Here is a 24,732-nt window from a genome sequence, read left to right as displayed (position 1 = left end):
CACATGGGGACCGGAAACGCTTGAATCGCCCGCCGGACCAGCCAGCAGGCCGGCTCGCAGCGCGCTCAAGAGCGCGGCTGCAGCTTGCGGTAGTGGTTGAAATGCCGGATCGCGCCGCGTGCATTGCCCAGTTCCTGGTGCAGGCGGGCCGCGTTGAAGTGCGCGTCGGCGAAGTCCGGCAGCTGGGCGATGCAGCGCTCGTAGCTGGCCAGCGCTTGGCGCGGGTGGCCGTCGTCCTCCAGCGCCACGGCCAGGTTGAAGTGGAGCAGCGGCTCTCCAGGCAGGTGCGCCAGCGCTTCGCGGTACAGCGTGATGGCGTCGGCGTAGCGGCCCGCGTCGCAGAGCATGCAGCCGAGGTTCAAGTAAGCGTCCAGGTAGCCGGGAAAGGCCGCGAGCGCCTGGCGGTATGCCGCCTCGGCTTCGGCGGGCGCGCCGGCCTCCAGTTCGCAGGCAGCCTCGAAGTGGTCCACGGCCGCCCTGGGACTGGCCTCGGGCGAGGCGGGCCGCTGCAGCGGCGCCACGCCGGCATCCGCCTCGGGCTCGAAATCCATCAGCAGCTGGCCCGAATCCACATGCCATTGCAGCCGGCCCTCGCGTGCGGCCACCTGGTTGCCCACCGCGATCACGCGCACGCCGGACAGCGGCTGCCCGTCGCCGCGCGACGCTTTCAGGTGTGCCAGCGAGCGCAGGATGCGCCGGCTCGGGATCTTGGCCGCGCGCAGCGAACGCGCGGTGCGCAGCATGACCACGTCGCGGAAGGTGAAGCGGAATTCGCGTCGCGCGCCGCGCGAAGGCGTGACGATGCCCGCGGCGATCAGCCGGGACGCGACGGCCCGGGAAATGCCGAGCATGGCCTGCACTTCCCGCAGGGTATAGGTGGGCATCCGCGCTACCTGTTCGCGCTACCTTCCGCGCTATTTCTTGGCCGCGGTGCGGCGGGCCGGGGCGGGCGCCGCGGGGGTGGCGCGCTTTGCGCTCTTGCGCTCCTTCGGCTCGGCGGTGGCTGCGGTGGCCGCGGCGCGCTTGCGCTGGCCGACGCTGGCGCGCAGCGCTGCCATCAGGTCGATCACTTCGGCGCCGCCGCCTTCGGCCGTGCGTTCCTCGGCCACCGTGATCTTCTTGCCGGCAATCTTCTTGTCGATGGCGGCCAGKATGCGCTCCTTCTCCTCGTCGACATAGGCCGACGAGTCGTAGCCGTCCACCGAGTTCTGCTCGATCAGTTGCTGGGCCAGCGCGAGCTCGGCCGGCTGCACGTCCGCCTTCTCCACATGCAGGTCGGTCATGGAGCGGACTTCATCGGCGTACAGCAACTGCTGCAGGATCAGCCCGTCTGCGCCCACGCGCACCTGCACCATGGCCTGCTTGCCTTTCCAGACCCAGCGCGCCAGCGCGCAGGTGCCGGTCTGCCGCATCGCTTCGGCCAGCAGGTTGTACGGCTTGGCGCCGCGCCGGTCCGGGCCGAGGTAGTAGGCCTTCTCGAAATAGATCGGGTCGATGGCGCCGGACGGCATGAACGAGACGATGTCGATGGTGTGCTGGGCCGTTGCGTCCAGCACTTCGAGCTCTTCCGGCTCGAACACCACGTAGTGGTCCTTCTCGAACTCGTAGCCCTTGACCATGTCGGCACGGTCCACCACGACGTCCTCGCGCAGGCAGACATATTGCTGCTTGAGCCGCGAGCCGCAGCCCTTGTGCAGCAGGTTGAAACTCACGCCGGCCTTGCTTTCCGTGGCGGAGTACACCTTGACCGGGATCGAGACGAGCCCGAAACTCAGCGAGAGAGAGGCGATGGAGCGCGCGGCCATGGCAGTCCCCTTGGGTCGGGAGCCGGTACGTGCGCCGTACCGGAACGATATCGTCCAGCTTATACCGTGCCCGCGCCGCGCGGGCACCGGGGCTGGAGCGCGCACTGCACATTGTGGCGAAAAATCCCTAAAGTTCTGCCGTCCCGCGTCGTTATCCAGTCGGACGAAACGGGCGAAGTCCATGACAACGGGGAGATAGAGCAATGATGTCTTTTGGCAACCTGAGCATCCGCGCGCGACTGGGCGCCGGCTTCGCGGTGGTGCTGGTGCTGATGGCGGCGGGGATCGCGGCGGGGCTGGGCAGCCTGCCGGATGCGTCGGGCGGTGACCTGGCGCAGGCGGTCGCATCCGCGCGGACCTGGATGTACGGGCTATGGGTGGTGGCGCTGCTGGCCGCCGCCGTCTTCACCTTCGGCATCGCGCGCGGGGTGGAGCAGCCGCTGGGCGAGGCGGTCTTCATTGCCGAGACGGTGGCCTCCGGCGACCTGAGCCAGGAGTTCGAGACCGAGCGCGGTGGCGAGTTCGGCCGCCTGCTGCGGGGCATGGGCGAGATGGAGGACATGCTGACCGACCTGGTCAGCCGCATCAAGGGTTCCACCGATTCCATCACGGATGCATCCAGGCAGATCGCGGTGGGCAACACCGATCTGTCCCAGCGCACGGAAGAACAGGCCGCCGCGCTGCAGGAAACCGCCTCGAGCATGGGCGAGCTGACCGCCATGGTCCGCCAGAACACCGAGCGCGCGCATGCGGCCAACGACCTTGCCGCCAATGCCTCCGAGATCGCGCAGCGCGGCGGCGCGGCGGTGGGCGAGGTGGTGCAGACCATGCAGGCGATCAGCGCCAGCTCGAAGAAAGTGGTGGACATCATCGACGTGATCGAGGGCATTGCGTTCCAGACCAATATCCTCGCGCTCAACGCGGCCGTGGAAGCCGCACGTGCCGGCGAACAGGGGCGCGGCTTTGCCGTGGTGGCGGGCGAGGTGCGCACGCTGGCGCAACGCAGCTCTTCCGCCGCCAAGGAAATCCGCGCGCTGATCGGCGACTCCGCCGACCAGGTGCGCAACGGTTCCGTGCGGGTGGAGCAGGCCGGCGAGACCATGCGCGAGATCGTGGCAGCGTCGCGCCAGGTGACCACCATCCTCAAGGAGATCTCGGTGGCTTCGGCGCAGCAGAGCAGCGGCATCGACCAGGTCAACCAGGCCGTGATGCAGATGGATTCGGTCACGCAGCAGAACGCGGCGCTGGTCGAGCAAGCCGCGGCCGCGTCGTCGGCGCTGGCAGAGCAGGCACAACAACTGCAGGCTGCGGTAGGCGAGTTCAAGCTCGACTGAGGCCGTACCGGGACGGGCCCGCGCGATGCGGGCCCGTTCGCGCAGCTTTGCACGTGGATTGAAATTTTTACCTGCCGCGCGGGCCGTTCGTGCCCGCCGCACTCCCGGGCCGCCGTGCCCGCCCGCCAGCCGGATCTCGCGCGCCTGAAGCGGCGCATGGCGCCGGTATTGCGCGCCACGGTCACTCTCCAGCCACTATCCTTGAACCGGGCATCGATGTTGCGAGCCATCCTGGTGCGACGAGTCACCGCGCGTGGCTAGCTCGTGACATGGCGCGTGCCCGGACGGACGTGTCGACGCGCCGCCACCGCGCGGCCACCGCGGCTATCGTGGCCGACCAAAGGAGTGCTCTATGACAAAAACCGTGAAAAGCAGATTGCTGGCGGGTCTCCTGCTAGCCTCCGGGCTGGTGGTCTGCGCGCAGGTCAGCGCGCAGCCCGGCCCCGAGCGCGGCTATCAGTACCAGGACAAGTCCGGTGAGGACCAGCGCCGCCCCGGTGGCCCGGGGCCCGGTGATGACCGCAACAACAACCGCATGACCCCGCAGCGCTGGCACAAGGGCGACCGGCTCCCGACGGAGTACCGCGACCGCCAGTACATGGTCGAGGACTGGCGCCAGTACAACCTCCCCGCGCCGCCGAAGGGACGCCACTGGGTGGGCGTCGGCGCGGACTTCTATCTGGTGGCGCCCAACGGCGCGATCATGGACATGGGACCGGGCGGCCGCTAGGCGGTCGATTCCTCTCGCCGGCGGTCCGGCGGCCCATGCCACCACGCTTGCCCCGCGCACGATGAACGTGTAGCCGGGCAAGCAGGCCGGCGCGCACCTTTTCTCGCACGCCGGCTTTCCGTTCGGCTTGCCTTGTCCCCCGCTTTTTTCCGTGTTTTTCCGTCTTTCCACGCCTTTTCCGCGCTTTTTTCCGCTTTCCATTGGCCTGCGTCAAAGCCGGTGCGACGCGCGCGCCAGGCCCTGGGCGCCGCGTTATTGCCGTGGCCTAGAATCAATCCAGCACCGGCCGGCGGCACGGCGCCCCCCGCTGCGTTTCCAGGTGTGTCTGGCGCCTGGATACCCGCAGCAGCGCGCGCCGTGCTCCGGCTGGTGCAGCGGTGCGCCGCATGGCGCGCCGCAAGCCGACGGGCCGGCCGCGCCGCGCGCTTGCGCGCGTGTTCCCGCCCGGGTTGTTCCCCCACAGAAAAAAGGAATAAAGATGTCAACTCGCCGTCATTTCCTGAAAGGCATCCCAATCGTCGCCGCCGCGGGCGCGTTGGGTTTTTCCGTATCGGCGCGCGCGCAGGGCAGCGGGCCCATGGTGGATGAAAAAGACCCGCAGGCTGTCGGACTCGGCTACAAGGCCGATACCACCAAGGTGGACAAGGCCAAGTACCCGAAGCACGAGGCCAGCCAGCATTGCGGCAACTGCCAGCTGTTCCAGGGCAAGGCGACCGATGCCAGCGGCGGCTGTCCGCTGTTCGCCGGCAAGCAGGTCGCCGGCAAGGGCTGGTGCAGCGCGTGGGCGAAGAAGGCCTGACCGGGTGCCTGGGCAGGGCCCGGTGAAGTCAGGCAGGCGGGCGCGCATCCAGGCGCGCCCGCCTGTTTTGCCTTTCAGCGGTCGACCGGCCAGAGGGGCCGGCGTATGCGGCGATAGGGCAGCGTGCGCAGGTCCAGCGCCACCGAGCCCGGCGCGTCCGCGTAGATGACCTTGCGCGCCACGCCCGCGAACGCGGCGTTGAAATGCTGCGCCGACTTGACCACGATCAGCGTCTTGTCCTCGAGCCGGCAGCCCAGCTGCGTGAACACATCGGTGTGCAGGGCCTGCGCGCGCAGCGTGATCAGCACGATCTCGATGCCGTCGGCCTCCACCAGCGCCGCGTTGCCCACCGGCGCCGGCGCTCCCGACAGGCCGGTCATGACCATGTCCGGCACCAGTGCCTTCACCGTGCAATCGAGATCGATCGGGTCGCCCGACATCGGGCTGACCTTGCCGCCGATGCGCAGCGGCAGCCGCGCGCCCGTGCCGGCGCTGAACGCGATGCGCACCGCCACCGGATCCCACAGCGGGCCCAGCGCCACGTTGCGCACGCCGCGCGCATGCAGCCGGCGCAGCAGGAAGGTGGCATCGCCAGCGCCGCCGCCGCCGGGGTTGTCGCCGGCATCGGCAATCACCACCGGCGTGGCGTCGGCGGCCAGCGCCTCGTCGATGGCTTCGTCCGGGCCGGGACAGGCCGGCATGAGCAGTTCACGCAGGCCGGCCAGCTCGGCGGCCAGGCGCTGCGCGAGCCGCTGCGCGGCGGCGCCGTCGCCGTCCGCGTAGACCAGCAGCCTGGTGCCCATGTCGGGCACGTCGCCCCAGGGGAATCCGTGCGCGACGGAGATCGAGAGGATGCCGTCACGGCCTTCGAGCGCCATCAGGCGGTCGACATAGCTGCGCGCCGGTTCCTGGTTGGTGCGGATGGTGACGATCATGCCGCAGTCGGCCACCGCCGCCACCGGCGCGATGCGCCCGGCCACCTGCGCCGCGCACAGGTCCACCAGTTCCAGCGCGCGCTCGCGGATATCGGTGTGCGGATATTCCTTGTAGGCCACCAGGATGTCCGCCTGCGCCACCATGGCCTCGGTGAGGTGGCTGTGTGGGTCGATCTCCGCGCCGATCACCACGCCGGGGCCGGCCAGCGCGCGCACGCGCGCCAGCAGGTCGCCCTCGCAGTCTTCATAGCCATCGGCCACCATGGCGCCGTGCAGGCCCAGCAATACCATGTCCACCGGCAGCGCGCGGCGCAGGTCCGCCAGCAGTTCGTCGCGCAGGGTCTCGTAGGCATGGCGCGTGGTCACGCCGCCCGGCTGCGCGCCGGCGGCCATGCCCTCGATCACTTCCCAGCCATGCTCGCGCGCGCGCTGGCGCGCGGCCCACAGCGGGCCGCTGAACACGGCCATCTCGGGCGGGTGCGTGCCGGCGGGATAGTAGCCGCGGTCGACGAAGGCTTCCAGCGAGGTGGGCAGCGGGGCGAAGGTGTTGGTCTCGGTGGCGAGCGAGCCGGTGAATACGCGCATGGTCACTCCGGGGTCGCGCCCGAGTTGCGCACCACCGCGCCCCACTTGGTGATTTCGGCGGCCACGTGCTGGCGCAGCGCATCGGGGCTACCGCCGCCAGGCGTGGCGACCATCGCGGCGAGCTTCTCGCGCGTGTCCTTCTCGGCCATGATCGCGTTGACCTCCTTGTTGAGCGTGTCGACGACGCCGGCCGGCGTGCCGGCGGGCACGAACAGCGCGTACCACGAGGTGACTTCATACCCCTTCAGGCCGCTGGCATCCACGGTGGGGATCTCCGGCGCGGACGGGTCCCTGGTGGCGCTGGTCACCCCGAGCGCGCGCAGCTTGCCGCTCTTGATCAGCGGGATGACCGACGGCGCGGTGTCGAACATCACCTGCACCTGGCCGGCCATCAGGTCGGTAAGCGCCGGCGCGCTGCCCTTGTACTGTACGTGCTCCATCTGGATGCCCGCCATCATCTTGAACAGTTCCGCGGACAAGCGCGTGGACGAGCCCGCGCCCGAGGAGGCGAAGAAGATCCCCTTCGGATGCGCCCTGGCATAGCTGATGAATTCCGCCACCGTGGTCGCCGGTACCGAAGGGTTCACCGCCATGATGTTGGGAAAGCGCGTGAGCAGCGCCACCGGCGCGAAGTCCTTCTGGAAATCGAACGGCAGTTTCTTGTACAGCGAGACATTGATGGTGCTGGCGTTGGAGCCCAGCAGGATGGTGTAGCCATCGGCGGGCGCGCGCGCCACGCCGGCGGCGGCGATATTGCTGGCGGCGCCGGGCCGGTTCTCGACCACGAAACTCTGCCCGAGCCGCTCGGACAGCCGGTTGGCGACCAGCCTGGCCACGGCATCGGAGGAGCCGCCCGGCGCATAGCCCACCACGATCTTGACCGGCTTGTTCGGGTACGCGCCGTCCGGCGGGGCCGCGCTTGCCGGTTGCGCGCAGAACATGCCGAGGGCCGTGGCGGCCAGGAGGGAAGCAAAGGGTTTCATGAGTGTGGGTGCGAGGAGTTCGTGGCCACTGATTATTCGCAATTCCGGTGTCCTGAATCAATGTAAGCTATCCGGAATTTTGTTGCCTATTTGGCAACGATCGGGCGGCGGCGGACCGGCCCTTGACAGCCCCGGACAGCCCCGGACAGCAGCAACGAAGAGACGCACGGAAAACGAAGTGAACCAGGAGGGAAGCGATGGAGGGAGGGCTGAGCGCGCGGCGCCTGCAGTATTTCTTCGAGGCGGTGACCGCCGGCTCGGTGCGCGGCGCGGCCGAACGGCTGGGCGTGGAGCCATCCATCGTCAGCCGGCAGATCCAGTTGCTGGAGTCCGAACTGGGCGTGGCCCTGCTCGAGCGCAAGGGCAGGGGCATCGTGCCTACCGAGATGGCCTCGATCGTGATGGACCATTACCGGGACCGCCAGGCCAGCGAGCAGGCGATGATGGCGCGGCTCGACGAGGTCAACGGCCTGCAGCGCGGCGATATCCACATCGTCGCCAGCGAAGGGTTTGTCGATATCCTGATGGGCGGGGTGGTGGACGCGTTCTGCCGCGAGTTTCCCGGCGTGCGCGTCTCGCTGCGCGTGGCCGGCGCATCGGACGCGGTGCGCGCCGTGGCGCATGACGATGCGCATATCGGCGTGGTGTTCGGGCCGCCGGCCGATCCTGCCGTGCGCGTGGTCAGCGCGCGCAACCATCCGCTGTGCGTGATCGCCTGGCCGGATCATCCGCTTGCGCGCCAGCGCAGGCGCGCCACGCTCAAGGATGTGGCGCGCTACCCGGTGGCGCTGATGGCGCCAGGGTTCGGCCTGCGCCAGCTGATCCAGATGGCGGAGCTGTCCGAGAACATCGTGTTGACGCCGAGCTTCGTCGCCAACTCCATCGTGACGCTCAAGCGCTACGTGGAATGCCGGCTCGGGCTGACCTTCACCTCGGCGAATTCGGTGGTGAAGGAGGTCGCCCGCGGCGAGCTGGTCGCGCTGCGCACCAGCAATCCGATCTTCGAAGCCGCGCAGTCGCGCTTGCTCGTGCGGGCCAACCGGCCGCCAACCAGCGCGATGCGCGCGATACTCGCGCGCATCGAGGCGTCGGCCCTGTTCGACGGCGGCGGGCGGGCGCCCCGGGCTGGCGTCTAGTCCGGCGTCCAGGTCTTCAGGTCGGTCATCCTGGCTGGCGTGGCGGTCGATGCGGCGACGCCGCTGCCGTTGCCGCCCGATGGCGCCACTGCCGCGCTCGACGTGCCGGCCCCGGGCGAGGGGGCGGCGCCGGTTGTCGGTCCGCTGGTTGCCGGTCCGCTGTTTGCCGGTCCGCTCTTYGATGCGGTCGCGGCGCCATATCCGCTGACGCCGGCGCCGCCGTCCCGCTGCACGCGGATGCTGTTCTGCACCTCGGTCACGCCGAACACATGGTCGGTCAGGTCCTCGATATCGTATTTCTCGCTGCGGCTGCGCACGATCCCGCTCAGCGTGGCCACGCCTGCGGTCACCTCCACGCCGACCTGGCTGACATCCACGCCGCGCGCGTAGGCGAGCTGCTCGCAGATGGCTTCCCGGATGCGCTCGTCGCTGCGCTGGTAGCCCTTGGGGCCCATGCGCCGGGTCGGGGCCTGGCCTTCGCGCCGGGCTTCACGCTCATCGGAGCGGTCGCTGTCGTTGCCGAAGACTTCGCCCACCACCTCGCCTATGCGGCGGCCGAGGTTGTAGAGCGCGCCGTGCTCCTGCCCGCCGTCGCGGAAATCCTCGCGCGGGTCGTCGCGCTCGCCGCGATATCCGCGACGCGGATCGTCATGGTATGCGTCGCCATATTCGTCACGGGATGGCCGGCCATATGCATCGCCGCGCTTGCCGCCGGACTCGCCATACCCGCCGCCTGCCCCGCCGCTTGCCCCGCGGCCATATTCGCCGCCATACCCGCCGGCGTACTCGTCGCCACGCTGGTTGCCGTAGGCACCCCGGTACGGCATCGTGTACCCGTGGCCTTGCCGCTCGCCTTCCGGCGCGTTGCCATAGCCGCCGCGCTCGCCGCGCCCGCCGATATCGCTGAAGTAGCCGCGTGCGGCGTGCCGGCGCATGTCTTCATAAGGCCGGTCGACCTCGCGCAGCCACTCCTGGTCGCGGTTGCCGGATCCGTAGCTCTCGCCCAGCCGCCAGGCCTCCTCGTCGGCGCGGTCGTACTGGCCGTTGAGGCCATAGCGCAGGTCGCTGCGGTATTCGCCGCGGCGCTGGTCTGCCCGCTCGGACGGGTGGTCCGGATAGCTGTCGCGCCCGTATTCGCGCCCGTACTCCTGCCTTTGTTCGCGCCCGTAGCTGCGTTCGTCGCGGGCCGCTCCGCCGTCGCTCAGTTGTCCGGGCGCCAGGCGCTGGCGGCGGCGTTGCGCTTGCCAGTCGTCGGCATCGGATTCGGGCTGCCGTGCATCGCGGTCCGTGCCGCCCTGCTCGTAGCCGCGCCAGGCCTGGCCGCGGCGATAGCGTTCGTTGTAGCGGTCGTCCATGCTTGTCTCCTAGTGTCGGGTTGGCCATGGGCGCGCAAACGACGCGCGCCGCACGGGAACTCCAGAAGAGGCGCAAGAAACGTACCGCCGCCGCGTGGGTGCGGGGCAGGCCACAGGCGCGGGCTGCGGGCGCGCGCGCAAGGCGCGCGAGTGCCTGTACCGGCGGGGGAGATTGGAAGCATTGGCGGGTGCTTGTGTAAATCCTGCGCGATGGCGTGCGCGGATTCGGGCGGGCGATGTGCCTGCCCGGACACCCGGCCGATCGTCAGTGCTGCGATTCGACCTGGCGCTCGGCTTGCCGGCCGCGGCGCACGCTATGGTCGTGCAAGGTGGCTTTCATGCGCAGCAGCGAGGCCGTGAGCGCGGTGCGCTCTTCGCTGCTGAACGGCGCCACCGAGACCGAATGCAGCGCTTTCAGTGCGCTGTAGACGCGGTCTACGCGGGGCAGGGCGGTGGCCGGGACGAAGGGCTGGCCGGCCGGGTCGAAGGCAATCCAGCCATCGGCCTGCAGCGCGCCGAGCATGGGTTCGGATTGCGTGACGGAAATCAGCATCAGCCCGAAATAGGGCGCATGGCGCACGAATTCTTCCTGGCGTATCGCGCGCAGCAGGATCCATCCTGGATAATCGAGACCGACTTCGGAAAGGGTCTGGTCGAGCGCACCCTGCCACTCACGCACGCTCTCCATCAAGGCAAGAAGCACGGACTCAGTCGGTTCTAGAGCCTTAGGCCGCATTGATTTGTCTCCTGTCTTTGGGCATTGCCGCAGACCAGCGCCGGTGCTTGGCCGGCCCGGGCGGCGCGGGAACGCGGCGCTCCTCCTCCCCCCGCGTTTCCTGCGGATGCGACATTAGCAGACAATGATGACAATGGCGCAATCGAGTGCCCGCGTGACGGGCCAAAAAAGGCACGACACTGCGCTTGGCGCACTAAACCAAGGGAAAATCCCAAGCCCGGGCTTGTGCCTGCGGGCTTCACCGCGCCGCGGCGCGGATGTGCCTTCGATCACGCGGGCGCTCAGATTTCGAGCACCAGGCCGGGATCGAACTTCGGATTCTCCAGCTTGCCCTCGCGCGCATAGCCGCGCGGGTTGCACACCACGCGGGTGGCGCCCACCCGATAGTCGAAGCTGTCATGGGTATGGCCATGCACCCACAGCGCGGGCTGCCATGCCTCGATCTCGCGGCTCAGGTCGGAGACAAAGCAGGCGTTGAGCGCGGAACCGGCGAACTGCGGGCTGATGCTCTGCGGGGATGGCGCGAAGTGCGTGATGACCACGGTCTTGCCATCGTGGCCGGCCGCGAAACGCTCGCGCAGCCAGGCCACCGATTCGCGGAACAGGGCCTGGGAAACCGCCGGCGTGAAGCGGTCCTCGAAATCCGGCGCGATACGGATGCGCGAAAAGTCCCGCATCAGCGTCTGGGCGTCGCGCAGCCCTTCCTCGCGCTGCTGTGCGGACGCGAACAGGCTGTAGTCGGACCACAGGGTGCAGCCGAGGAAGCGCACGCCGCCGTGATGCCACTCCGAGCGCTCCAGCACCCGCACGCGCGTGCCGGCCGCGCCTGCGCGCAGGGCGTCCATGGTGGTGGCGAGGTCGCCGCCGTAGAACTCGTGGTTGCCGGCCACGTACAGCGTGGGCACGGGGGCGGCGGCGGCCCAGGCCATGGCTTCCCTGGGGCGCCAGATATCACCGGCCAGCACCATCACATCGACATCCGGGGTGGGGTAGTCCATCGGATGGACGGATAGGTGCAGGTCCGATACCAGGCCAATCTTCACTGGGGTCTCCTTGGTGGCGTTTTTCTTGGGTGTCTCGCTGGGACGCATTATGCCGTTCCGGCGCTAGGTGCGACGGGGCAGGGCGAGCGCGCCTTCAGCAGATATTCGCGTTTTCCCTTATCGTGTCGGCTTGCCGCGGCCTTTGGCCGGTCCAGCGCTGAACCGCGGTCCATGTATCAGACATGGTGGGCGGATGGCGCGCGATGCGCGCGCGCCGCGTCCGAAGCGGTCACGGGCAGAGACAGTGTCGAATTTAGCGGATTCCAACCTCGCAGCGCGCGCAGCGGACGCGCGCATGACATCGATTGAGCGCCGCGGCATGGCCGCCATCCTGCTGGCGGTGTCGCTCGCCACGCTGGATACGGCGATCGCCAACACGGCGCTGCCGGCCATCGCGGCCGACCTGCACGCCACGCCGGCGGCCTCGGTCTGGATCATCAACGCCTACCAGCTCGCGATGGTGGCGACGCTGCTGCCGTTCGCGGCGCTGGGCGGCATCGTCGGGCACCGGCGCGTCTACCTGGGCGGGCTGGTCCTGTTCATCGGCGCCTCGGTGGTATGCGCGCTGGCGTGGTCGCTGCCCACGCTGGCGGCGGCGCGCCTGCTGCAGGGCGTGGGCGCGAGCGCCATCATGAGCGTGAACGCGGCGCTGATCAGCGCGATCTTCCCGCCGCACCGCCTCGGGCGCGGGGTGGGGCTGAACGCGCTGGTGGTGGGGGTGTCGTTCGCGGTGGGACCCACGGTGGCGTCGATCATCCTGTCGCTGGGGCCGTGGCCGTGGCTGTTCGCGGTGAACCTGCCGATCGGCCTGCTGGCGCTGTTCATCGCGTGGCCGTCGCTGCCGCACACCGCGCGCGGCAAGCACCGCTTCGACCGCGTGGCGGCGGGGCTCAACGTGGTCACCTTCGCGGCGCTGATCTTCGCGCTGGGCGAGGGGGCGCAGCGCGCGCCCGTGGGCCAGTCGCTGGCGGCGGTGGCGGTGTTCGCCGTGGCCTTCGTGCTGCTGTTGCGCCGCGAGCGCGGCCACCCCGCGCCGATGCTGCCGGTGGACCTGATGAAGCGGCCGATGTTCGCGCTGTCGACCATGACGGCGATCTGCTCGTTCGCGGCGCAGGGGCTGGCCTTTGTCTCGCTGCCGTTCTTCTTCGAGAGCGTGCTGGGCCGCAGCCCGATCGAAACCGGATTCCTGATGACGCCGTGGTCCGCCGTGGTGGCGCTGATGGCGCCGCTTGCCGGGCGCTTGTCGGACCGCTATCCGCCGGGTCTGCTCGGCGGCGTGGGGCTGGCGGTGATGAGCGCGGGCATGGCGTCGCTGGCCTTGATGCCGGCGCATCCGAGCGCGCTCGATATCGGCATCCGCATGGCGATCTGCGGCGCGGGCTTCGGCTTCTTCCAGTCGCCCAACCTCAAGGCGCTGATGYCGAGCGCGCCGCGCGAGCGCGCTGGCGGCGCCAGCGGCGTGATCGCCACCGCGCGCCTGCTGGGCCAGGCCACCGGCGCGGCGCTGGTGGCGCTGAGCTTCGGCATTGCCGGGCGCCACGGCCCCACGCTGGCGCTGGGGCTGGGCGCGGGCTTCGCTGGCGTAGCGAGCATTGCCAGCGGCCTGCGGCTGATCACGCGCGATCCCGGCACGGCGAAGGCGTAGCCGGCCCGCGGGCCGGCCGCCGCAGTCTGCTCAGAACCCGACGGGTGCGTGCGGCACGTAGGGCGCTTCGAGCGCCTTGATCTCGTCGGCGGTGAGGCCGAGCGACAATGCGGCCACCGCATCTTCCAGATGGTGCGGCCTGGATGCGCCGACGATGGGCGAGGTGATGCCCGGTTTCTGCAGCACCCACGCCAGCGCCACCTGGGCGGCGGGCACGCCGCGCGCCTGCGCGATGGCATGCACCTGCTCCACCACGGCACGGTCCGAGTCCTCGGCGCCGTGGTAGAGCGTATTGCCGAATTCGTCGCTCGCTTCGCGCGCGCTGCCGGCCTGCCAGGGGCGCGTCAGGCGGCCGCGCGCCAGCGGGCTCCACGGCATCACCGCGATCCCCTCGGCCGCGCACAGCGGCAGCATCTCGCGTTCTTCTTCCCGGTTGAGCAGGTTGACATGGTTCTGCATGCTGACGAACTGCGTCCAGCCGTGCAGGCGCGAAGTGTAGATGGCGCGCGAGAACCGCCAGGCGAACATCGATGACGCGCCGATATAGCGGACCTTGCCGGCCTTGACCACGTCGTGCAGCGCTTCCAGCGTTTCCTCGATCGGCGTGTTCGGGTCCCAGCGGTGGATCTGGTAGAGGTCGACGTAGTCGGTGCCAAGCCGGCGCAGGCTGTTGTCGATCTCGGCCAGGATGGCGCGGCGCGACAGGCCGGCGCCGTTGGGGCCGGCGCGCATGCGCCCTTGCACCTTGGTGGCGATCACCACGTCGTCGCGATGGGCGAAGTCCTTGAGCGCGCGGCCCACGATCTCTTCCGAGGTGCCGTCCGAGTAGACATTGGCGGTGTCGAAGAAGTTGATGCCGGCTTCCAGCGCCTGGCGGATCAGCGGGCGGCTGGCTTCCTCGCCCAGCGTCCACGGATGTTTGCCGCGCTCGGGCACGCCATAGGTCATGCAACCCAGGCAAAGCCGCGATACCTTCAGTCCTGTCGAGCCAAACCGCACGTAGTCCATCTTGCCACTCCTTGCCGTTGATCGATGCCATGGATGCCGGCCAGCCCGCGCGGCCGCCGACGCACCCCCGGATGGTATGCGAATCCCCGCATGCCTGCAGGCGGCCGCACGGCGCCCGGGCGATGGCGTCCCCCGGCGCTTTTTCCTCGCGCCGTTGCGGCGTTCCATGGCGTCGTGCATCCGGGCGCATGCCGCGAGAGTAGAATCTCGCCACATTTTTCCGCCCGGCGGAACAACGGATGCACGGAAGACGGGACACAGGGATGGGGAACATGACTCAGGGCAACGCTGGCGCCGGGACGGCCGGCATGGGCGCGGGCGCCGCGCACACCGCGGACATGGCGCACGCCGCGCGCAGCGAGCGGGAACAGGATGCCTATGCACGCAAGGCGGTCATCGCCTCGGCGGTCGGCTACGCGCTGGATGGCTTCGACCTGCTGATCCTCGGCTTCATCCTCAGCGCGGTCTCCGCCGGGCTGGGGCTGACCAGCACCCAGGCGGGCTCGCTGGTGACCTGGACCCTGGTGGGCGCGGTCGCCGGCGGCATCTTCTTCGGCATCCTGAGCGACTATGTGGGGCGGGTGAAGGTGCTGACCTGGACCATCCTGCTGTTCGCCGCCTTCACCGGCCTGTGCGCGCTGGCCCAGGGCTACTGGGACCTGCTGGCCTACCGCACCATCGCCGGCTTCGGCCTGGGCGGCGAGTTCGGCATCGGCATGGCGCTGGCCACCGAAGCCTGCCGGCCTGGCCAGCGGGCGCGTGTCTCTTCCTATGTCGGGCTGGGGTGGCAGGCGGGCGTGCTGGCCGCGGCGCTGCTCACCCCGGTGCTGCTGCCGCATATCGGCTGGCGCGGCATGTTTGCCGTGGGCGTGCTGCCGGCGCTGGCATCCTTCGTGGTGCGGCGCTTTATCGGCGAGCCCGAGGTCTTCGTGCAGGGCAGCAAGGCGCCGCGCAAAGGCAACCCCCTCAAGATGCTGGTGGCCGATGCCGCCACGGCGCGCGCCAGCCTCGGCGTGGTGATCCTGTGCTCGGTGCAGAACTTCGGCTACTACGGGCTGATGATCTGGATGCCGACCTACCTCTCCAGGCAGTTCAACTACTCGCTGACCAAGTCGGCGCTGTGGACGTCGGTGACCATCGTCGGCATGGCGATCGGCATCTGGGTCTTCGGCCAGCTTGCCGACCGCATCGGCCGCCGGCCTACCTTCCTGATCTACCAGGCCGGGTCGGTGGTCATGGTGCTGGTCTACTCGCAACTGGTCTCGCCGTACGCGCTGCTGTTTGGCGGGGCGGTGATGGGGCTGTTCGTCAACGGCATGATCGGCGGCTACGGGGCGCTGATCTCCGAGCTTTACCCGACACAGGCGCGGGCGACCGCCCAGAACGTGCTGTTCAATATCGGGCGTGGCGTGGGCGGCTTCGGCCCGCTGGCGGTGGGAGCGCTGGCGGCCAGCTATTCGTTCGATACCGCAATCGCCGTGCTGGCTTCGATCTATGTGCTGGATATCGTCGCCACGCTGTTCCTGATTCCCGAGCGCAAGGGCGCGGTGCTGGCGTGAAGGGCCGGGGCGCGGCGCGCGTGCAATGCCTTGTCCGCCGCATCCCTGGTCTATACTTGTCAGCATGCTAACAATTTGGTGAGTGGAATGTCTGCAACGAAACGCCAAGCGCCGCGCCCGGCAGCCCAGGCCGAGGCACCGGCCTCACCCGACGCCGATCCGGCCAAGGAGCTCCTGTGGGCACGCCCTGGCTTCCTGGTGCGCCGCCTGCACCAGATCCATGTGGCGATGTTTTTCGAGGAGTGCAAGTCGGCGAGCATCACGCCGGTGCAGTACGCCATCCTGACGGTATTGTCCGTGCTGCCCGGACTGGACCAGACCGCGCTCGGCCAGGAAGTGGGGTTCGACCGCACCACCACCGCCGATGTCGTGCGCCGGCTGGAAGAGCGCGGCCTGCTCGAGCGCAAGGACAATCCGGCCGACCGGCGTACCCGCCACGTGCACCTGACCAAGGAAGGGCAGGCCGTGGTGGCGTCGCTGCGCGCGGACATGGAGCGCGCGCAGGAGCGCATGCTGGCGCCGCTGCGCCCGGCGCAGCGCAAGGTGTTCATGGAGTTGCTGTCCACGCTGGTGGAAGCCAACAACGACTACAGCCGCACGGTGCTGCGCATCTTGTGATGCGCGGCCCGGCGGCCGCGGCTTCGTTGCCGGCCCGGGCAGGGTGGTCTAGACCGGGTACACCAGGTCGTTGGCGATGATGGTGGTGTCGTAGATGACCTGGCGTTCGGCCAGCAGCAGCCCGTCGCCGGCGCGGGCGAAGCGGTCGTGGTAGCTGCCCGCCATGTGGATGGTGGTGGCGCCTTCGACCAGCGTCTGCAGCAACAGGAAGCTGGCCTGGGCGTGGATCGAGCCATCGGCGCTTTCGTCGGTGACGCGTGTATTGGTGACCAGGTGCAGCATATAGCGCGGGGCGAACATCTGGGTGCGGGAGATGGCCACTGCGCGGTCGTGCATCATGCGCCGGCCTTCGGCGTAGACCAGGCCGACCGGCATGTCGAGTTCCGCGTTCTCCCTCGAGGTGACGCGGTAGATGCAGTCCTCGGTGAAGAAGTCCGGCCACGACTCCACCAGGCCGGCGTCGAGCACGGCGCAGTATTCGGCGTGGAAGGCTTCGACCTCCATGCGCAGGGGCAGGGCGCGCGCGGCGGGCAGCGTGCGGGGGCGGTAGAGCGTATGCGTCGTCGGTGTCATGGTGCTCAGAATCCCATCACGCTGCGGTAGTACTGGTACATGGCGCGGATCGCGGATTCCGAGATCAGCGAGTTGGCGGTGCCCACGTGGCCCGGGTCCAGCTTGAGCACGTTGACGTCGCTGCTGGAGCGGCGCACGCCTTCCTGCACGAACTTCATCGCCTCGTTGTCCTCCAGCCCCAGGAAGCCGGCCGGGCCCATCAGGTTGCCCTGGCGCAGGCGGTGGCGGGTCATTTCCTCGGTGTCGTCCTCATAGCCGAACATGGTCCACAGCATCAGCATGCTGTCCGGGCCGTTGGGCACGATCTGGCGCACGCCCAGCGTGTTCATCTCGCGTTGCACGACCAGGTTGGGCCAGATGGTCTGCATCGTCACCGACCACGGCGAATCGAACTCCTTCACGTACTCCAGGAAGCGGTCGTCCTGCAGGCGCATGCCTTCGTGGAAGGAGCGCATTTCCTTCTTGTTCTCCTCGCTCACCGCGGCGTACTTGTCTTCCTTCTTGGCCGAGGCCATGGTGCCGTGGCGGCCGTGCACCGGATCCGCGATCATGGCCGACTCGTTGCCGGCCACCAGCAGGCCGAACACCACCAGGAAGGAGTGCAGCAACGTGGCGTGGTACGGGTCCTTCAGGTTCTCGTGGTACATCTTCCAGTTGCACGGCAGCTCGTTCTTGTAATACCCGAGTATCTTGAGCGGCTTGCCGTTGAAGACCACGTCGAAGTCCTTGCGGATCTCCGGCGTGAGGTATTCCTCGATGCTCTCCATGTCGCTGGCGTACGAGGCGAAGATCACGCCGTTGCGCGTGGTCACGTTGAGCTTGACCAGGCCGTGGTCCTCGTTGCSGAAATCCTTGGGCATGCCGCCGGCGCGGTTCACGCCGCGCTTGAACGGCACGCCCTGCAGGTTGCCCTTGAGATCGTAGGACCACTGGTGGTACGGGCAGACGAATTCCTTGGCGTTGCCCTGGCCATGGCGGCAGAATTCCGCGCCGCGGTGGGCGCAGCGGTTCTCGAAGACATTGATCGAGCCATCCTCGGCGCGCGCCACCACCACCGGCGTTGGCCCCACGTAGGAGCGCTTGAAGTCGCCCGCGGCGGGGATCTCGGCTTCCAGGGCGACGAAGTTCCACGAACGGCCGCGGAAGATCTTCTCCAGTTCGCGGTCGTACACGGCGTTGCTGGTGTACACCCAGTCCGGGATGAAGTGCAGGGCGTCGTCGGGCCATCGGCAGGCGGCCAGTTCGGCATCCTTGGCGCGCGGCGTGCGGTTGATGACCGCATGGGTCTGGTACATGTCTGTTCCTCGTTCAGGATGGGGTTTGGCACGCAGGCGCGGCGGTGGCTTCGCGCACCGCCTGCTTCAGGGGCAGGGTGGTGTCGCAGAGCCGCGCGATATCGCAGGCGGCGCGCGTATCGATCAGGCTGCGCAATTGCCTCAGGTCGCCGCCCGCGTTGACGGCGATGGCATGGCGCAGTCGCGCGCCATCCATGCCAAGCAGCAAGAATTTGTCGTGCTCCGCCGAGGTGCTGCCGCGCAGGGTGTAGTGCAGGTCCGGTGCGAAGGCGCCCAGCATCTGGATATTGCAGCCGAGCTGGTCGGTCCAGAACCAGGGCACGGCGGGCGGCGCGGTGTCCACGCCGAGCATGGCCGCCGCCGCGATGCGGGCCTGCTCGTTGGCGTTCTGCCACGACTCCAGCCGCATCTCCTGGCCGAACAGCGGCTGGTACTGGCTGGCGCAGTCGCCGGCGGCGAACACGCCATGCGCGCTGGTGCGGCACCGGGCGTCGACCCGGATRCCGCCGTTGGTGGCGTGGAGCGCCAGGCCGGCGGCCTGCGCCAGGGCAACTTCGGGCTGCAGGCCGATGGCCACCACCGCCAGCGGTGCCTGCAGGGCGCTGCCGTCCGCCAGCGCCACGCTGACCTGCTGCGCGCCGGTCTGCACCGAGGCGATCGCGCTGCCGAGGCGCAGGTCGATGCCCAAGGCGCGGGCGCGCTCCGCCAGCCAGGCAGAGAACACTGCCGGCACCGCGCGCTGCAGCAGCAGCGCAGCGGCTTCGATCACCGTGACCTGCAGGCCCAGGGCGCGCGCGGTGGAGGCCGTCTCCAGCCCCAGGAAGCCGCCGCCGATCACCAGCAGGCGGCCGCCGGCATGGGCCGCGGCACGCATGGCCGTGCGCAGGCCGCGCGCATCGCCGAGCGAGCGCAGGTAGTGCACGCGCGGCGTGCCTTCGGGCAGGGCGGGCAGGGTGCGGGCGCGCCCGCCGGTGGCCAGCAGGCAGCGGCTGAAGCGGATCGATCCGCCGTCGGCGAGGTGGGCGGTGCCGGTGGCGGGATCGAGCGCGGCAATCGTGGTGCCCAGGCGCAGGTCGATGCCCTGCTCGGCGTAGAAGCCCGCGGCATGCACGCCGATGCGGGCGTCCTGCTCCTCGTCCGCCAGCACGGCTTTCGACAGCGGCGGCCGCTCATAGGGTGCGTGCGCCTCGCCGCCGGCCATGACGATGCCGCCGGCATGGCCCAGCGCGCGCAGCGCGGCAGCCGCGGTGGCGCCAGCCTGGCCGGCGCCGATGATGAGGATGGGGGCGTCGTGTGACATGGCCGCGGGCCTCAGGCTGCCACCAGGACATCGACCATCACGTCGGCGCCTTCGATCCTGACCGGGTAGACGCGGATCGGCTGCGTGGCGGGCGCGCACATGGCCTGGCCGGTGCGGATATCGAAGCGGGCCTGGTGCAGCGGGCATTCGATGCAGCCGTCTTCCAGGTAGCCGTCGGACAGCAGGGCGTACTGGTGGGTGCAGACGTTGTCGGTGACGAAGAACTCGCCTTCGCTGCGGTAGAGGGCCAACTGGGCGTCGCCGAGCGTGAGCGGCATCACTTCGTCGTCCTGAAGCTGGCCGGTGGTGGCAATCTTGGTCCAAGCCATGATGCATCTCCTTTGTTCAGTACACTGAGTATTTATATTCAGTGTACTGATTTAAATTGGCAACTGAATCAGCGTAAACCCTTGGCTAGCCCTCGGGCGTGCCGGCGGAGGCGGAAGCGGCATGGAACGGCGTGTTGCCGCCTGGCGCGCGCGGCCGCGCGGCAGCCGCGCGCCGTGCGAACAAGGCCTGCACTTCGCCCATCACGCCGCGCCGGAAGGTCAGCACGCACACCACGAAGATCAGCCCGGTGACCATGCTGACCGATTCGCCGAGCGTGTTGAACCAGTCCACGCCTGTCAGCGCGGCCAGGCCGCTGCCGAAGTCGCCCAGCTTGTTCTCCACCGCGACGATCACCAGCGCGCCAAGCACCGGCCCGGACAAAGTGCCCATGCCGCCGACCAGCGTCATCAGGATGACCGAGCCCGACATGGCCCAGTGCACATCGGTCAGGGTGGCAAAGCCGAGCACCAGCGTCTTGAGCGCGCCGGCCAGTCCGGCCAGCGCCGACGACAGCACGAAGGCCAGCAGCTTGACGCGGTCGGTGTCGTAGCCAAGCGAGATGGCGCGCGGCTCGTTTTCCTTGATGGCGCGCAGCACCTGCCCGAACGGCGAGTTGACCACGCGCGCGATCAGGGCCAGCGCGGCTACCGTGACGGCCGCCGCCACGTAGTACATGGAAAGGTCGTTGTCGAGCGGCAGCAGGCCGAACAGGCGGCCGCGTGGCACGCCTTGCAGGCCGTCCTCGCCGCCGGTGACCGGCGCCTGCAGGCAGAAGAAGTAGAACATCTGCGCCAGCGCCAGCGTGATCATGGCGAAGTAGATGCCCTGGCGCCGGATCGCCAGCGCGCCGAAGGCCAGGCCGAGCAGCGCGCCGAACGCGGTGCCGGCCAGCAGGCCCAGCTCCGGCGTGACCTGCAGCGATTTCATGAGGTAGCCGCAGGCATAAGCCGCGCCGCCGAAGAAGGCGGCGTGGCCGAACGACAGCAGGCCGGTGAAGCCCAGCAGCAGGTTGAAGGCGCAGGCAAACAGCGCGAAGCACATCAGCTTCATCGCCAGTACGGGGTAGGCGCCGAGGAAGGGCGCCAGCGCCACGGCCGCCAGCAGCGCGGCCAGGACCAGTCTTGCGCGTGAATCGTTGCTCATCATTTTTCCTTTCCGAACAGGCCGGCGGGGCGCACCATCAGCACGCACACCATGGCGACGAAGACGACGGTGGCCGAAGCCTCCGGATAGAACACCTTGGCCAGCCCTTCGAGCACGCCCAGGCCCAGGCCGGTGAAGATCGAGCCGAGGATCGAGCCCATRCCGCCGATCACCACGACGGCAAAGACCGTGATGATCAGGTTCTGCCCCATCAGCGGCGACACCTGCATCACCGGTGCCGCCAGCACGCCGGCAAAGGCGGCCAGCCCCACGCCGAAGGCGTAGGTCAGCGTCACCAGCAAGGGCACGTTGATGCCGAATGCCTCCACCATGCGCGGGTTTTCGGTGCCGGCGCGCAGGTAGGCGCCCAGGCGTGTCTTCTCGATCACGAACCAGGTGGCGAAGCACACCGCCAGCGAGGCCAGCACCACCCAGGCGCGGTAGTTGGGCAACACCATGAAGCCGAGGTCGCTGGCGCCGCCGAGCGCGTCCGGCGTGGCGTACGACAGGCCGGACACGCCGTAGCCGGAGCGCACCAGTCCCTCGATCAGCAGCGCGATGCCCAGCGTGAGCAGCAGGCCGTAGAGGTGGTCGAAGCGATAGAGCCGGCGCAGCATGGTGCGTTCCAGCGCCACGCCGAGCGCGCCGGTGACGAGCGGGGCGAGCAGCAGCATCAGCCAGTAGTTCAGCCCGAGGTATTGCAGCCCGGCCCAGGCCAGCATCGCGCCCAGCATGAACAGGGCGCCGTGGGCGAAGTTGATGACGTTGAGCAGGCCGAAGATCACGGCCAGGCCCAGGCTGAGGATGGCGTAGAACGAGCCGTTGACGAGGCCGAGCAGCAACTGGCTCAGCAGCGCGGGCATGGGAATGCCAAGTAATTCCATAAGGGGTCTTCCTGGGGAGCTTGTATCGGGGAGGGCGAGGCGGCGCGCGGGCGCCGCCGCCGTTGAAGCGGGCCGCCTTACACGCCGAGCAGGGCGTTGAGCGTGGGCATCTTGCGTTCGAGCGCCGCGGCATCGAAGGACTCCACCATGCGCCCGTGCTCCATCACGTAGAAGCGGTCCGCGAGCGGCGCCGCGAAGCGGAAGTTCTGCTCCACCATCACGATGGTGTAGCCGCGCTTCCTGAGCGTGGTGATCATCCGCGCCAGCGTCTGCACGATGACCGGCGCAAGGCCTTCCGAGATCTCGTCGAGCAGCAGCACGCTGGCGCGCGTGCGCAGGATGCGGGCCACCGCCAGCATCTGCTGCTCGCCGCCGGACATGCGCGTGCCCTGGCTCTTGCGGCGCTCCCACAGGTTGGGGAACATGGCGTAGATCTCGTCCAGCGGCATCGGCTCGCGGCCGCCGGCCGCGCCGGTCTCCTTGAAAACGGGCGGCAGCAGCAGGTTCTCCTCGCAAGACAGGCTGGAGAAGATGGCGCGCTCCTCCGGGCAGTAGCCAAGGCCCAGCGGCGCGATACGGTGCGTCTTCATGCCGATGGTCTCGGTGCCGTTGACGCGCACCGAGCCTTTGCGCGCGCCGACCAGTCCCATGATGGCGCGCATGGTGGTGGTGCGCCCGGCGCCGTTGCGCCCCAGCACGGTGACCACCTCGCCCGGCTGGACGGTGAGGTCCACGCCGTGCAGGATGTGCGATTCACCGTACCAGGCGTGCAGGTCCTTGATGTCGAGGGCGGGGGTGGGGCGGCTCATTGCACCGTCTCCGCCGTCGTGCCCATGTAGGCCTCCATCACCTGCGGGTTGCGCGTCATTTCGTCGTACGAGCCTTCGGCCAGGATGGCGCCACGCTGGAGCACCGTGATGCGGTCCGCGATGGAGGACACCACGTTCATATTGTGCTCGACCATCAGCACCGTGCGTCCGGCGGACACCTGCTTGATCAGGGCGGTCACGGTTTCCACGTCTTCGTGGCCCATGCCCTGGGTGGGCTCGTCGAGGAGCATGAGTTCGGGGTCCATGGCCAGGGTGGTGGCGATCTCCAGCGCGCGCTTGCGGCCGTAGGCCAGCTCGGCGGTGGGCAGGGCGGCGAAGCTCTCCAGGCCGACCGCGCGCAGCAGGGCCAGCGCGCGCTCGTTGAGTTCGTCCAGCGCGCGCTTGCTCTTCCAGAAGTGGTAGGTCGTGCCCAGCTTGCGCTGCAAGGCCACGCGCACGTTCTCCATCACCGTGAGCTGCGCAAACACCGCGGAGATCTGGAACGAGCGGATCACGCCCTGGCGGGCAACCTGCGCCGGCCGCTCGCGCGTGATGTCCGCGCCGTTGAACAGGATCGCGCCGGCGGACGGCGCATGGAACTTGGTCAGCAGGTTGAAGCAGGTGGTCTTGCCGGCGCCATTSGGMCCGATCAGGGCATGGATGGCGCCGCGCCGCACGCGCAGGTTCACCTGGCTGACCGCGGTGAAGCCCTTGAACTCCTTGGTCAGCCCGCGCGTTTCCAGGATCACGTCGGACTGGCTCATGCAGGATCCTTGCTCTTGTCGTTGCGTGCCTCCATGCCCTTCTTCAACAGCGGGCACTCGCTTGCGGACAGCGGGCGGAAGGCCGAGTCGCCCGGGATGGTGCCGATGTACTTGACCAGGTCCCACGGGCCCTTGGATTCGGCCGGCGACTTGGCCTGCGCCAGGTACATGTCGTGCACCATGCGGCCGTCGGCGCGCACCTTGCCGCCATGCACGAAGTCGTCGTTGACGGCGAGCGCGCGCATCTTCTCCGCCACCGCCGGGCCGTCCACGGTCTTGGCTGCCTCGACCGCCTTCAGGTAGTGCAGCACGCCCGAGTAGACGCCGATCTGGCCGTGCGTGGGGTAGGCCTTGTGCTTGGCGTAGAAGCGCTCGACGAAGGCTTTCGACCTGGCGTCCAGGTCGGTCTTGAACGGGTCCACGTAGGTCAGCCCCTGCGCCACGCTGGGGCCGAGGCTCTTGAGGTCGGTGATGAAGGTGGACGGCGTGATCACGGTCTGCCCGCCCTTGATCAGGCCGAATTCGCCGGCCGCCTTGACGCCGTTGATCATGTCGTTGCCGGCGTTGGCCAGCACCACCACCTTGGCCTTGGAGGCGGAAGCCGCCACGATGGGGCTGCTGAAATCGCTGGCGTTGAGCGGGTGCTTGGTGCTGCCCACGTTCTTGCCGCCGCTGGCGTCCACCTCCTTGCGGAAGTCCGACTCCAGCGACTGTCCCAGCGCGTAGTCCACGGTGATGTAGTACCAGGTGCCCTTGCCCTGCTCGATCAGGCGCTTGACCAGCGGCGCCGACACCGAATACGTGTCCCAGCCCCAGTGGAAGCCGGTGGGCGAGCAGTTCTGGTTGGTCAGCGCCATGGCGCCGCCGGTGGAGACGATGTTGATCTTCTGCTTCTGCTTGGCGATCTCCTGCACCGCCAGCGCGGTGGAGGAATTGGGGAAATCGATCACCATGTCCACGCCGTCGGTGTCGAACCAGCGCCGCGCCAGCGACGAGGCGATGTCGGCCTTGTTCTGGTGGTCGCCCGACAACACCGTGACCGGCTTGCCAAGTGCCTTGCCGCCGAACTCGTCCACCGCCATCTGCGCGGCCAGCACCGAGCCGCGGCCGGAGAGGTCGGCGTAGGAGCCGGACATGTCGGTGATTACACCCACCTTGACGCCGTTGGCGTCGGCCCACGCGGCGGTGCTGCACAACAGCCCGACCAGGGCCGGCAGCAGGGCGGGAATCACGGTGAGGCGGGATGCTGCATGCAGAGACTTCATGGGCTTCATGGGGGCGCTCCAGACAGGTTTCAAGGGAAGGTGGGCATGCTGTCCCGCACCGTTTTCCTGCGCGGCCCGCGCTGCGGGCCTTGCCTTGG

Annotated in this window: 24 protein-coding genes; 7 read left to right on the top strand and 17 right to left on the bottom strand. The window is 68.8% G+C overall.

Features of this window, described 5'->3' with window-relative positions; all coding sequences use genetic code 11:
* Window positions 1-65: 65 nt before the first annotated feature.
* A complete protein-coding gene (locus AC1DO7_RS02495) occupies window positions 66-884 on the bottom strand; it encodes a tetratricopeptide repeat protein (protein WP_441620567.1) in 819 nt (272 codons plus the stop codon).
* Between the two features lie 30 nt (window positions 885-914).
* Window positions 915-1,805 carry a non-homologous end joining protein Ku gene (gene ku / locus AC1DO7_RS02490; protein ID WP_441620565.1) on the bottom strand — a complete coding sequence of 297 codons (891 nt, stop codon included), beginning with the start codon at window positions 1,803-1,805 and terminating at the stop codon, window positions 915-917.
* A gap of 203 nt (window positions 1,806-2,008) precedes the next feature.
* Here ku and AC1DO7_RS02485 point away from each other — a divergent pair, with 203 nt between their 5' ends.
* The 3 genes from AC1DO7_RS02485 to AC1DO7_RS02475 all read left to right on the top strand — a co-directional run bounded on the left by AC1DO7_RS02485 (window position 2,009) and on the right by AC1DO7_RS02475 (window position 4,668).
* Window positions 2,009-3,139, top strand: a complete 1,131-nt coding sequence (locus AC1DO7_RS02485; protein ID WP_441620563.1) for a methyl-accepting chemotaxis protein — start codon at window positions 2,009-2,011, stop codon at window positions 3,137-3,139.
* Between the two features lie 364 nt (window positions 3,140-3,503).
* Window positions 3,504-3,869 (top strand): RcnB family protein, encoded by a 366-nt coding sequence (locus tag AC1DO7_RS02480; protein WP_441620562.1) that lies wholly within the window; start codon window positions 3,504-3,506, stop codon window positions 3,867-3,869.
* A 478-nt stretch (window positions 3,870-4,347) separates the two neighbouring features.
* Window positions 4,348-4,668 carry a high-potential iron-sulfur protein gene (locus AC1DO7_RS02475; protein WP_441620560.1) on the top strand — a complete coding sequence of 107 codons (321 nt, stop codon included), beginning with the start codon at window positions 4,348-4,350 and terminating at the stop codon, window positions 4,666-4,668.
* A 74-nt stretch (window positions 4,669-4,742) separates the two neighbouring features.
* Here the strand turns inward: AC1DO7_RS02475 and AC1DO7_RS02470 are convergent, their stop codons facing one another.
* Together AC1DO7_RS02470 and AC1DO7_RS02465 are read right to left on the bottom strand one after the other, a co-directional pair.
* Window positions 4,743-6,188 (bottom strand): M81 family metallopeptidase, encoded by a 1,446-nt coding sequence (locus AC1DO7_RS02470; RefSeq protein ID WP_441620558.1) that lies wholly within the window; start codon window positions 6,186-6,188, stop codon window positions 4,743-4,745.
* A gap of 2 nt (window positions 6,189-6,190) precedes the next feature.
* A complete protein-coding gene (locus tag AC1DO7_RS02465) occupies window positions 6,191-7,171 on the bottom strand; it encodes a tripartite tricarboxylate transporter substrate binding protein (protein ID WP_441620556.1) in 981 nt (326 codons plus the stop codon).
* A 197-nt stretch (window positions 7,172-7,368) separates the two neighbouring features.
* On the opposite strand from AC1DO7_RS02465, the gene AC1DO7_RS02460 reads away from it, so the two are divergent.
* Complete coding sequence (locus AC1DO7_RS02460) at window positions 7,369-8,307, top strand: LysR family transcriptional regulator (RefSeq protein ID WP_441620554.1); 939 nt, start codon at window positions 7,369-7,371, stop codon at window positions 8,305-8,307.
* Here the strand turns inward: AC1DO7_RS02460 and AC1DO7_RS02455 are convergent.
* The 3 genes from AC1DO7_RS02455 to AC1DO7_RS02445 all read right to left on the bottom strand — a co-directional run bounded on the left by AC1DO7_RS02455 (window position 8,304) and on the right by AC1DO7_RS02445 (window position 11,441).
* Window positions 8,304-9,662: a BON domain-containing protein gene (locus AC1DO7_RS02455; protein WP_477115753.1), complete on the bottom strand. Its 1,359-nt coding sequence runs from the start codon at window positions 9,660-9,662 to the stop codon at window positions 8,304-8,306. The genes AC1DO7_RS02460 and AC1DO7_RS02455 overlap by 4 nt on opposite strands.
* 265 nt (window positions 9,663-9,927) lie before the next feature.
* Entirely contained in the window at window positions 9,928-10,341 is a 414-nt protein-coding gene (locus AC1DO7_RS02450) for a MarR family transcriptional regulator (protein WP_441620550.1), read from the bottom strand.
* Window positions 10,342-10,679: 338 nt separating this feature from the next.
* The gene (locus tag AC1DO7_RS02445) at window positions 10,680-11,441 is read right to left on the bottom strand and encodes a metallophosphoesterase (protein ID WP_441620548.1); all 762 of its coding nucleotides are present in this window, start codon (window positions 11,439-11,441) and stop codon (window positions 10,680-10,682) included.
* A gap of 295 nt (window positions 11,442-11,736) precedes the next feature.
* Between AC1DO7_RS02445 and AC1DO7_RS02440 the strand changes: the two genes are divergently transcribed.
* Window positions 11,737-13,086, top strand: a complete 1,350-nt coding sequence (locus AC1DO7_RS02440) for an MFS transporter (RefSeq protein ID WP_477115752.1) — start codon at window positions 11,737-11,739, stop codon at window positions 13,084-13,086.
* A 30-nt stretch (window positions 13,087-13,116) separates the two neighbouring features.
* On the opposite strand, the gene AC1DO7_RS02435 is transcribed toward AC1DO7_RS02440, so the two are convergent.
* Window positions 13,117-14,094 (bottom strand): aldo/keto reductase, encoded by a 978-nt coding sequence (locus tag AC1DO7_RS02435; protein WP_441620544.1) that lies wholly within the window; start codon window positions 14,092-14,094, stop codon window positions 13,117-13,119.
* Window positions 14,095-14,432: 338 nt separating this feature from the next.
* Here AC1DO7_RS02435 and AC1DO7_RS02430 point away from each other — a divergent pair, with 338 nt between their 5' ends.
* Entirely contained in the window at window positions 14,433-15,653 is a 1,221-nt protein-coding gene (locus AC1DO7_RS02430) for an MFS transporter (RefSeq protein ID WP_441620650.1), read from the top strand.
* An 87-nt stretch (window positions 15,654-15,740) separates the two neighbouring features.
* Window positions 15,741-16,271 (top strand): MarR family winged helix-turn-helix transcriptional regulator, encoded by a 531-nt coding sequence (locus AC1DO7_RS02425; protein ID WP_441620542.1) that lies wholly within the window; start codon window positions 15,741-15,743, stop codon window positions 16,269-16,271.
* A gap of 48 nt (window positions 16,272-16,319) precedes the next feature.
* Here AC1DO7_RS02425 and AC1DO7_RS02420 read toward each other — a convergent pair whose 3' ends face one another.
* The 9 genes from AC1DO7_RS02420 to AC1DO7_RS02380 form a co-directional block, all read right to left on the bottom strand.
* Entirely contained in the window at window positions 16,320-16,844 is a 525-nt protein-coding gene (locus tag AC1DO7_RS02420) for an aromatic-ring-hydroxylating dioxygenase subunit beta (RefSeq protein ID WP_441620540.1), read from the bottom strand.
* Window positions 16,845-16,849: 5 nt separating this feature from the next.
* Window positions 16,850-18,139: a Rieske 2Fe-2S domain-containing protein gene (locus AC1DO7_RS02415; RefSeq protein WP_477115751.1), complete on the bottom strand. Its 1,290-nt coding sequence runs from the start codon at window positions 18,137-18,139 to the stop codon at window positions 16,850-16,852.
* Between the two features lie 13 nt (window positions 18,140-18,152).
* Window positions 18,153-19,439, bottom strand: coding sequence for an NAD(P)/FAD-dependent oxidoreductase (locus AC1DO7_RS02410; RefSeq protein WP_441620536.1), 1,287 nt, complete (start codon window positions 19,437-19,439; stop codon window positions 18,153-18,155).
* Window positions 19,440-19,450: 11 nt separating this feature from the next.
* Window positions 19,451-19,768, bottom strand: a complete 318-nt coding sequence (locus tag AC1DO7_RS02405) for a non-heme iron oxygenase ferredoxin subunit (protein ID WP_441620534.1) — start codon at window positions 19,766-19,768, stop codon at window positions 19,451-19,453.
* An 85-nt stretch (window positions 19,769-19,853) separates the two neighbouring features.
* Window positions 19,854-20,912 carry a branched-chain amino acid ABC transporter permease gene (locus AC1DO7_RS02400; protein ID WP_441620532.1) on the bottom strand — a complete coding sequence of 353 codons (1,059 nt, stop codon included), beginning with the start codon at window positions 20,910-20,912 and terminating at the stop codon, window positions 19,854-19,856.
* The gene (locus AC1DO7_RS02395) at window positions 20,912-21,796 is read right to left on the bottom strand and encodes a branched-chain amino acid ABC transporter permease (RefSeq protein ID WP_441620530.1); all 885 of its coding nucleotides are present in this window, start codon (window positions 21,794-21,796) and stop codon (window positions 20,912-20,914) included. The genes AC1DO7_RS02400 and AC1DO7_RS02395 overlap by 1 nt, the downstream gene beginning before the upstream one ends.
* A gap of 77 nt (window positions 21,797-21,873) precedes the next feature.
* Entirely contained in the window at window positions 21,874-22,605 is a 732-nt protein-coding gene (locus AC1DO7_RS02390) for an ABC transporter ATP-binding protein (protein WP_441620528.1), read from the bottom strand.
* Window positions 22,602-23,369 carry an ABC transporter ATP-binding protein gene (locus AC1DO7_RS02385; RefSeq protein ID WP_441620526.1) on the bottom strand — a complete coding sequence of 256 codons (768 nt, stop codon included), beginning with the start codon at window positions 23,367-23,369 and terminating at the stop codon, window positions 22,602-22,604. Before AC1DO7_RS02385 ends, AC1DO7_RS02390 begins: the two co-directional genes overlap by 4 nt.
* Window positions 23,366-24,643, bottom strand: coding sequence for an ABC transporter substrate-binding protein (locus AC1DO7_RS02380; protein ID WP_441620524.1), 1,278 nt, complete (start codon window positions 24,641-24,643; stop codon window positions 23,366-23,368). The genes AC1DO7_RS02385 and AC1DO7_RS02380 overlap by 4 nt, the downstream gene beginning before the upstream one ends.
* Window positions 24,644-24,732 lie beyond the last annotated feature (89 nt).

Source organism: Cupriavidus sp. 05N40 (assembly GCF_056397305.1).
This window is presented reverse-complemented; position numbering and strand designations above follow the sequence as displayed.